Genomic DNA, 9960 nt, shown 5'->3' with positions numbered 1-9960 from the left:
AATTCTCCCCATAAGTCGGCATCAACCACAGCAGGAACGTCTTTATACTGGTAATACCAATTCTTTAAATGTTTGCTACATATACTTTTCTTTTACCTCCCCTTTACAAAGCTTTTAAATAAGTTCCTCTCTCTTGAATTGGGTTATAGCTTATTTATCCGTCTGTCTAGAGAAGCAGTTAGCGTTAAGGAATTTTGTTATCAGGAATACAAAATATTAGTCATAGGACTCGATGGTAGTAAGTCAGAGTCGGGAGTATGTCACCTGCCATCGCGTAGCCTTAAACCCAAACCCTCTCGACGCAGACGTAAGTTATAGTACACCACGGCTTTAATTAATTGGAAAAAAGGCATGAGCATCACAGCATTGAATAAAGTGATTCCCCACGAAAACATCTCAACTAAGATGGAATCAGCTAAAGAATATGACGAGATGAAACTAGCCGCTAACTTTGATGTGACTACATTAATCAACTCGCCTGTTAAATAGAGCAATATTTCTATAGGCAAAAATAATAATATGGATATTATAAATATAATTTGAATGGCCCAAAAATATCCTCTTGTAAGTTTCCAACTACGGCATAAGCTTTGTATTGCATTGACATTAGATTCAGATGACAAGGGCAAATCTAGAATAAAAAAACGCGAGTAAATCCACACGGCAGGAAGAAACAAACAAGTCAAAAAAATTAACAAAAATAGCAATAATAATATCAAAAAAAATACTGCTAACAAGATATGATTCCTGACGAATTTCTCATCGGATACAGATTCTAAGGGAGCAATAACCTTCTCCAGGCGGGTTATTGATAAGAATAACCCCGTAAGTATAAAAGATATAATTAACGTACCGAATAGTACAAAAAAAATTAAAATAGCTGTGAATAAAAAACTCCAAGTTCGAGGTCTGACATAACGCTCTGCATCTCTAACGCTCTCTGGCTGCCCCATCAATTCACGAAATCCCAAACGGGAAATCAGGGCAGAAATCGATAAAAATTTAGCCCAGCCATAAAGAGGAACCAATAACCATAAATAGGCAAATAAAGAAAGTTTTAAATACAATTTAAGCTGGGCTCGATAGAGGTGAAGTGTCACATTAATGACGTTGCCAATACTGAGCTGCGGCATCAGATTGGGAGGGTTCGGATTTTGAGACATGGGAAAAAATCTCCTGAGACCGTTTTGCGTTATTCCTGCGATCGTTCAATTTCTCAACGATCTACTGGTGAGATTCTTAAAATCTAACAGGGTGTGAGCAAATGGATTTGAGTGGTAATAGTTGGAAATTCTTCAAAGCAAATTGCGAGCCTTGAGTTGCAGATATCGGTCAACTAGTTGCTCACTAATCTGATTCGCTGGTGCATCTAAGACTAGAACACCTTTTTGCTTGAGCTGGGCAAAAGCTACTTGTCTTTGGGTGAGTAAATCCAGAGCAACACCACGAGTGTATGCCGCCGCAATTGTCTTGCTTGCGTCTAGATTCCCCTTCTTGCCTTTCTCCCCATCTGATTCTTGATCAAGGGGAGTATGAGCGATGCGATCAACCTGGGGATCGCGGAGTGCAACACAAAAGGGTAGGTAACGCGGCGTGAGGCGTGCAAGAGCAGAAAGAAGTTCAGCGGAGGCAGTGATATCCACTATATCTGTAATCACAACGACCAAGGCGCGACGGGTTTGTTGATTTACCAGTTTTGTTACAGCCCCCACGTAGTCGGGTTCTAGCAGTACTGGCTGAATAGGGGTAAGGCGTTCAATCAGCTTCGAGAGCTGATGTTGACCCCGTTCCGGAGGAATCCAGGATGTGACTTCGCGGTCAAACACGCCGATTCCCACCCGATCGCCTCGATGTAATCCAGCCAAGGCTAGGGATAGTGTGGCATTTAAGCCCCAGTCGAAGCGCTTCAAACCCTGCACTTGTGCCGTCATCAGGCGTCCCCGGTCGAGTAGAATGATCAGGGTTTGCTCGCGTTCTGGTTCCAACACCCGCACGAGTGGGCGCGATCGCCGAGCGGTGGCTTTCCAATCAATCAGGCGAGTATCGTCCCCAACGCCATATTCTCGCAGTTCAGCGAATTCTGTCCCGGCACCCAGCCGTCGAGCTTGGCGCATTGTGCCTGTATTTTCTAAGGTGAGGCGAATGGAGAGCGATCGCAACCCGACTAAGTCTGGGTATACAGCCACCGTCTGACTGACTGGAATTTTCCAATCATGCCATGCCAATCCCCACTGTCCCAATTGCCGCACCTGAATATCTCCCCACTGAAACTCACCGCGACTATCGGGATGAATGGTATAGGTGAGTTCCTGGGACTTGTTAGGTTCTAGGGAGGCGTCCAGCATGGGTGTAGAAACCTCAAACTCTAACGGATAGTAGTCCCGTAGACGAATTTTCGCGGCGCGATTCTCCGATCGCACGGAAACAACAACGGGATTATCCCGCCCGATGGAAAGCCTGTGTAAAGGATGGCGTGTTACTCGCACACGGTTAGCTTTTACCCGTTGTCCATCCCAAATCGCCAACCCTAAAACAAAGGCATCGAATAAGAGGGTGCTATAGATGCTCACTTGGGGGTCAAAAATGATGGCGAGGATGATTGCGATCGCAATACCTAGCAGCAAGAGTAAATAAACGCGCCTAGAGGGAATCATGGGATTTATCTCTAAAGAGTCAAAGGTGAACAGTTAGACACTGTTCACTGGTCACTGATGAAAGCTTTTCACGCTGTCAAGGTAAAGTAAAACGTTGTCCCTAAATCTGGGGAAGATTTTACCCAGATGTGGCCTCCGTGGCGCTCAACAATCTTTTTGCAGATGGCTAAACCAATCCCAGTGCCGGGATACTCTGCTGTTGTGTGCAGACGTTGGAAAAGTTGAAAGATACGTTCAAAATATTGGGGTTCTATGCCGATGCCATGATCATGCACTCCAAATAACCATTCACTACCCCCCCTGCTTTCCTCAACAAGATTGTGTTGAGGGATCTTAGAAGAAGCAGGAAGGGCAGGAGGAGAGGGTTCTCTCCTGCGATCGGTAGAGACTATATCCTCTATCTCTCCTGCGTTGCGATCTTTGTGCTCTACTGAAATTTCGATCTGAGGTGGTACTTCGGGGCGGCCAAACTTGATGGCATTGCTAATCAGGTTTTGAAACAGCTGTGTCAGTTGCGTGGCATTCCCCATTACGATTGGCAGTTCTTCATGGGTAATTACAGCACCACTAGTATCGATCTCCGCTTGTAAATGGGTTAATACCTGTTGGAGTATCCAGTTACAGTTACTAGGTTCAAACTCAATCGCCTTCGTTCCCACTCGCGAGTAGTTGAGCAAGTCTTGAATGAGTTGCTCCATACGATTGCCCGCCTCGACGATGCGAGTTATATATCGGTCAGCTTTATCGTCAAGATAACCTTGGTATTTTTGGGTTAGCAAATAGCTGAATGCTTTGATAATTTGTAGGGGCGAGCGCAAATCATGAGCGGCGATATAGGCAAATTCTTCCAAATCTTTGTTGGAACGCAACAGCTCTTGGTTAGCTTGCATCAGCTCGTTGTTCAATTGCTCCAAGCGCAGATTTTGCTGCGATAGTTGCAGATTTTGCTCGGTAATTTTCTGCTGCTGGTACACAAGGGTCAATTGATGCTTGACACGAGCCAAAACCTCTCTAGTCTTAAACGGTTTGGTGATGTAGTCTACTCCACCGATTTCAAAGGCTCTTAATTTATCGACCTCATCATCCAACGCGCTCAAGAAAATCACTGGAATGTCTTTGGTATGAGCCTCGGCTTTTAACTGTTGACACAACTGGTATCCATTGATGTCGGGCATCATGATGTCGAGCAAAATTAGCTCAGGCAAGGCGGTTTGGAGTCCAATTAAAGCCATCTGAGCGCTGATAGCACTCTTAACTTTATACCCGACATCCGTCAGCGTGGTGGATAATAGGCGCAGGTTATCGGGTTGATCGTCAACAATCAAAATATATCCTTGGCAGGCATTAGTGCTTAGTTCATTCACGGAGCAGCGGTTTGAGTAAGTTCCATGATTCGATCAAAGCGAAAGTCATTGATTAAATCAGTAAGAGTGATCGCTAACGGATGATAAGACTCAGGAATTTGCTCGATAAGCCTGTTCATGAGTTCAGCATCAAGGCTTCTGGCTGCCTGGTGGAGTTGAGCGATCCAATCAGCAGACATAACAGCCAATAGCTCTGGGGTGACCTGCAGATAGGAGGCAACTGGCTGGGATGAGTAAGTAGAAGTTCTATCTCCATATAGATAACACACCCCTAGATGTTGTGCTACTTTCTCGAAAATGATTTCCTCCCGGAAAGGCTTCAGCACAAAATCATCACAGCCAGCTGCAAAGAAGCGATCGCGCTCCTCTTCAAAGGCACTGGCGGTCACAGCAATAATCACGGTAGCGGAGTTAGATGATGCGGGAGCCGTCAAGTGACTCTCCTGGGCTCTAATCTGTTGAGTTGCCTCATACCCATCCATCACAGGCATCCGGATATCCATCCAAATCAGGTGGGGTTTCCAACTTTCCCAGAGGGCAACTCCTTCTTGACCATTCTGGGCTTCTCGCACCTCAAATCCCAGTAGTGTGAGCAGATTCGTCAGAAGTTTACGATTGGTTAAGCTATCCTCAACCACGAGGATGCGATACTTCGGTTGGTTCGGTGCGAGACCTATCACTTGGCGCTTAGGCTCCTGAGGGAAGACTTGGGCAGATTGAACCGAGTTCATCCGAACATCCCATTTAAAAATCGTTCCTCTTCCTAGAACACTGCTGACTGTAATTGTCCCTCCCATCATCCGCACAAAGCGATCGCTAATCGCTAAGCCCAAACCAGTCCCGGCCTGAGATTTTCTCCCCGTTTGGGTCTGAACAAACGGCTCAAACAAGCGGTCAAGCTCCTCTGGTGCTATGCCAGGGCCTGTATCTTCCACTTCAAACCGAAGAGTTACAGGTTGCAGGTTATTTGGGTCCAGGTTGGAAGACGGCTTTGAAGCTTCAACCTTAAACCTTCCAACATTCAACTCTCCGGTCACGCGCAGCATTACACGACCTGATTGAGTAAATTTAATGGCATTTCCCAACAGGTTAATCACAACTTGGCGCAATTTCCTCTCATCCGCATGGACATATTGGGGCACATCGGATGTACGTTCAAAGAGCAGCTCTAAGCCTTTGTTAGTGGCCTTGAGTTGGAACATCTTTTCCAGGTTGTCGAGTAGGCGATACAGGTCAAAACTGTTTTCATTGAGGGTCAGCCTGCCTGCCTCAATTTTAGACATTGACAAAATGTCATTAATTAATAGCAGCAAATGCTCACCTGAGCGATTGATAATTCCCAGATAGTCATGTTGCTGGGTGGATAGGGCATGGACGGTGTGTGTGCTGGGTAATGACTCCAATGATAACGGCTCCATGAGCGATCGCTCATGGGTCATGAGTTGAGTGAAACCCAAAATCGCGTTGAGGGGGGTGCGGAGTTCATGGCTCATGTTAGCCAGAAATTCGCTTTTGGCATGGTTGGCAGCTTCCGCCGCTTCTTTGGCTTGCTGGAGTTGAGCCTGCGCTTGTTTGCGCTCATTGAGTTCAATTTCTAACTGCCGATAGAGTTCAGCTTGTTGAATCGCGATCGCAACTTGGGTAGCTAATTGCTGAAGTAGATTCACTTCCCACGATTGCCAATATCGTATCTGGCTACACTGATGAACAATCAGCAGTCCCCACAACGAATAATTTTGAATGTTAGCTTCTGAATTTGGCTGGGACTCTAATTCTGATTGCTGAATTGAAAATTCAGAATTGTTGTGCAATATAGGAACGGATAATCTAGATTTTACATCTAATTCTTGCAGATATTCCAGTAGACAAGAGGCTGTTTCATCGAGGGTAATGTCGGTGATTATTCTCGCCTTACCTTGACAGTAATTTTGATAGCAATCTAGGGGAAATTTTTCATTTTCATATTGGTGTCCGACGGTTGAAGGCAAACCTGGAAAGACCGACTCATGGCTGACCCTGCCGATTTTATCGGGTTCGAGACGGAAGATTAAAGCTCGGTCTGCTTGGAGCAGTTGCCGCACTTCATGAACCGTGGTATTCAGAATTCGATCCAGATTTAAAGACTGTCGGATGTGTTGGGAAATCTGCGCGAGTACCCGATCTCGGTTCATTTGCAGTTGCAGCGCTTCCTCTGCTTGTTTGCGTTGCGCAGCTTGCCGATAGGCATCGCTAATATCTCGCAGGATGGCGGTAAATACTTTTTCACCGCCAAGTTCTAGCATAGAAATTGAGGCTTCAGCGGGAAACTCTGACCCATCTTTACGACGCCCCCAAATCTCCTGCCTGTTTCCCATTCTTCTGGCTTCACCCGCTGATTGGGAAAAGTTGACAACATCTTGATGATGAGCATCCGCATAACGTGTGGGCATGAGTAAGCTCAGGGATTGACCTAAAACCTCCTGATGGGTGTAACCAAAAATCTTTTCAGCGCCTTGATTGAATAGGGTAATTTGTTGAGCCGCATCCACGGCAATGATCGCATCATTGGCAATTTCTAGGATGCCCGCAAAGCGAGCTTGTGAGCCTCGTAAGGCGTCCTCAACTTGTTTGCGCTGCACAATCTCTTGCTGCAACCGCTCGATGGCACTCCCTAAATCTTTGGTTCGCTCTTCTACCCTAATTCCTAGTTCGGCATTGGCCTTTCGCAGTGCCTCTTCAGCCTGTTTACGCTCTGTGAGATCAAAGGAAATGCCAACCAGCCCGATTAACAAACCGGTTTCATCATAAATTGGCGAGTCACTCACCAAGGCGGGAAAGGCAGTGCCATCTCGACGCTGAACCCAAAATTCCCCAGACCAACTTTCACCCTTACTCAAGCAGGACATAATTTCAGCGGCTTGCTCTTGAGAGGCCTCAGAGGGGGTAATTTCCAAGATATTGTACCCAAGAGCTTCCGTGGCTGACCAGCCATAGAGCTGTTCGGCAAATCGGTTCCAATAAATGATGACTCCGGACAAATCCGTGGCAATGATAGCGTGTTCAACGACATCTAAGAGACGCGCCTGGAAATGAATAGCTGACTCGGCTCGCTGGCGTTCGATTATTTCCTGTTGCAGTTGAGCGTTGGCTTTGGTGAGTTGGGCGGTGCGCTGTTCCACCGACTCTTCCAGGCGATCGCGGTATTGTTGTAATTGTGATTCGACTCGTTTGCGCTCTGTGATATCTTCAACCAGGCCAACAGCGAATTGAAACTGTCCAGCGGTATCCCTAATAATGGAAATGGTGAGGTTTCCCCAGATGATTTCCCCGTCTTTACGGATAAATCGTTTCTCGATGCAATAACCATTACGGGTTCCCGCCATACACTCTTGCGCTAGGACTTGCTCAATAACCGAATCGTCTACATAGGTGATATCGGTGTAGTCTAGGCTTGCCAATTCTTGTGCGCTATATCCCAGGAATCGTTGAAAGAACGGATTCGTCTGCACGAGTTTGAGGTCGGTGCCAACCACAGCAATCCCAATCCCTGCGTTTTCAAAAATGGCACGGAAACGTTCCTCACTCTGGCGTAGTGCCTCTTGAGCTTGTTTGCGATCAGTGATATCCTCGGCAATTCCAGCAACTCGGTAGACCTCATGCCGTTCATTCTTAATCGGAAAGGTACGAGCCAAAATCCAGCGGATTTGACTATCAGGGCGAACAATCCGATACTCTACATCTGTTGGCTCTCCTTGCATTTGTTGGGTTGAGGATGCGATCGCAATTTCTGTGTCTTCGGGATGAAGAGTATCTACCCAGTTGGAAGGCGTGGCGTAAGCACTCTCACAAGGGCGTCCCCAAATGGCTTCATAGGCTGAACTGACGTAAAGTAACTCCTTTGTATAGGGGTTAAACAGCCAAAAGACGTTTTGGATATTGTCGGCTAACTGGCGGAACCGCTCTTCACTTTCGCGCAATGCGTCCTCTGCTTGTCGCCGCTCGGTGATATCGCGTAGGGAGACAATATAAACAGCTTCCCCTTGCCATTCGGTTTGGGCGACACTCATTTCTCCCATCCCGATTTCCCCGCCAGAGCGAATAATGCTCAACTCCGCTACGTCACCCACCAGTATCGGCTCTCCAAAATCATAATTGAGCAACTGTTCTAGTGTTCTGCCAAACAGCTTGGCAGCGGCTGGGTTAGCAAAGCGCACGATGCCCTGTTTATCGACGATCAGAATGCCATCAGAGGTACTATTGACAATTGCATTCAGTCGTGATTCACTTTCCTGGAGCTGCAATTCAACCTGCTTGCGTTGTGTAGCTTGTTGATAGGCATCGGTAATATCTAAAGCTGCACCGAGAATCTGTACGGGAGAACCATCAGCACTTCGGGTAAACACAACGTCCCACGATCGCAACCAGCGCCAAGACCCGTTTTTGTGCCTGATCCGGTACTCTGTCTCAACCACCTCACCATCAGCAAGCTCAGCGCAGCGACGAGAGAGTTGCTCCATAAGGTAGAGGTCATCTGGATGTACTTGATTTAAAAAAAACTGGAACCCTGCGAATTGAACCTCCTGTGGTGTGTAGCCTAATATTTCAACAATTTGGCGATTGGCATAGATGTTTTGCCCTGTGGTCAAGTTGTAGATGTATAAAAGCAACGGCGACGAGTTTGCGATCGCTTCAATGAAAAGCTGGCTTTGGCGCAACTCCTCCTGTGCCTGTTTATCCTCTGTGATATCGTCGCTGATACCCGCCACACGACAGACATTTCCAGCGTCGTCGCGGATGGGGAAACCACGAGCACGTATCCAACGAATGCTGCCATCCGGTCGCACAATGCGATACTCTATTTCCAGTTCGGCTTGGTGATAGTCAGATAGAGCCGCTTGTTCGGCACTGGCACGTATCCGTTCGTGATCGTCGGGATGCATGGTTTCAAACCAGGAATAGGGATTTTGGTAAAAACTCTCGCAGCTACGTCCCCAAATTTGCTCGTACATCGGACTGATATAGAGGAGTTCGCTCAGATCCGGTTTAATCATCCAGAAAACGGATTCGATTTTTTCAGCCAACTGACGAAATCGTGCTTCGCTTTCCCGTAAGGCCTCCTCCACCCGCCGACGTTCTTCAATTTCTTGGATTAATTCTTGATTAATCCGTTCTAACTCGGCGGTGCGATCGCTCACCCGTTGTTCGAGTTGGGCATTGAGTAATCTAATTCTGGCTTCAGCTTGCTGGTGGAAGTGAATCTCGCCGAAGGCATCAGTAATAGTGTGGCAAGCCTTGAGTTGGGTATGAGCGAGAGTTAAACGTAGCGATCGCTCTAGGAGAGGGGTGCTCAATTGATGGCGCACCAAATAGTCAGATGCGCCCGCCGCCAGTGCTGCGATGCCTGCTTTAGGAGTATCGGTGAGCAGGATGAAAGGGAAAGTAGGGCTTTCTTCCAGTAAAGCTGGTTGCCAATGCTCAGCGATCGTTTCTCCTAGCTGAGCATCAATCAAATAGATATCGTAGGCTTGATTGACATTATCATCGCGGTTTTGGCGCATCAATTCTAACGCCTCCGACGCTGTAGCCACCCAGTCTAACTCGACTTTAATCGTCTCAAATTGGCTGATTAAAGTTCTAATGAGACTGTAGTTAGCTTCGTCGCCATCCACGAGAAGCACGAAGAGAGTGTCCACATCCATAGTCTGCAAAAGCCAAAAAGGGAGTAGCACTGAAAAGAAATCAGCTTAGGGACTTGCAAGAAAATAAGATACCAGTCAACCAGGGACAATCGTGATATCCCATTTGGGCAATGTCTCAGAACGCTGCCAGAAAGGATGGTACTGTTCTAACTCGGTTGGTAGGACTTTGATGCCTTTGTCATAGATGGTCAAGGGCGCGATGCACAATTGGTGCAATGCCCTTCCAAGTCATATTGGCAGCCCATTGTACAGCTGCTTCAACTG

General features: G+C 47.0%; 5 protein-coding genes. All 5 read right to left on the bottom strand.

What is annotated here, in order from left to right:
- Positions 1–260 precede the first annotated feature (260 nt).
- A complete protein-coding gene (locus V6C93_RS14920; RefSeq protein WP_333477456.1) occupies positions 261–1163 on the bottom strand; it encodes a hypothetical protein in 903 nt (300 codons plus the stop codon).
- 132 nt (positions 1164–1295) lie between these two features.
- Positions 1296–2654 (bottom strand): DUF58 domain-containing protein, encoded by a 1359-nt coding sequence (locus tag V6C93_RS14915; RefSeq protein ID WP_333477455.1) that lies wholly within the window; start codon positions 2652–2654, stop codon positions 1296–1298.
- 68 nt (positions 2655–2722) lie between these two features.
- On the bottom strand, positions 2723–4018 hold the full coding sequence (locus V6C93_RS14910; RefSeq protein ID WP_333477454.1) for a response regulator: 1296 nt from the start codon (positions 4016–4018) through the stop codon (positions 2723–2725).
- The gene (locus V6C93_RS14905; RefSeq protein WP_333477453.1) at positions 4015–9696 is read right to left on the bottom strand and encodes a PAS domain S-box protein; all 5682 of its coding nucleotides are present in this window, start codon (positions 9694–9696) and stop codon (positions 4015–4017) included. The genes V6C93_RS14910 and V6C93_RS14905 overlap by 4 nt, the downstream gene beginning before the upstream one ends.
- Before the next feature lie 75 nt (positions 9697–9771).
- A complete protein-coding gene (locus tag V6C93_RS14900) occupies positions 9772–9912 on the bottom strand; it encodes a hypothetical protein (protein WP_333477452.1) in 141 nt (46 codons plus the stop codon).
- Positions 9913–9960 lie beyond the last annotated feature (48 nt).

The sequence above is a fragment of the Allocoleopsis sp. genome (genome assembly GCF_036703385.1).
Classification (GTDB): Bacteria; Cyanobacteriota; Cyanobacteriia; order Cyanobacteriales; family Coleofasciculaceae; genus Allocoleopsis.
Note: the sequence above shows the minus strand (reverse complement) of the source record. Positions and strands in the feature narration are given on the sequence as shown.

What these genes read in the sequence shown, in the direction of transcription:
- V6C93_RS14920 (WP_333477456.1), bottom strand. Translation starts at nt 1,163, where the DNA reads ATGTCTCAAAATCCGAACCCTCCCAATCTGATGCCGCAGCTCAGTATT.
- V6C93_RS14915 (WP_333477455.1), bottom strand. Translation starts at nt 2,654, where the DNA reads ATGATTCCCTCTAGGCGCGTTTATTTACTCTTGCTGCTAGGTATTGCG.
- V6C93_RS14905 (WP_333477453.1), bottom strand. Translation starts at nt 9,696, where the DNA reads ATGGATGTGGACACTCTCTTCGTGCTTCTCGTGGATGGCGACGAAGCT.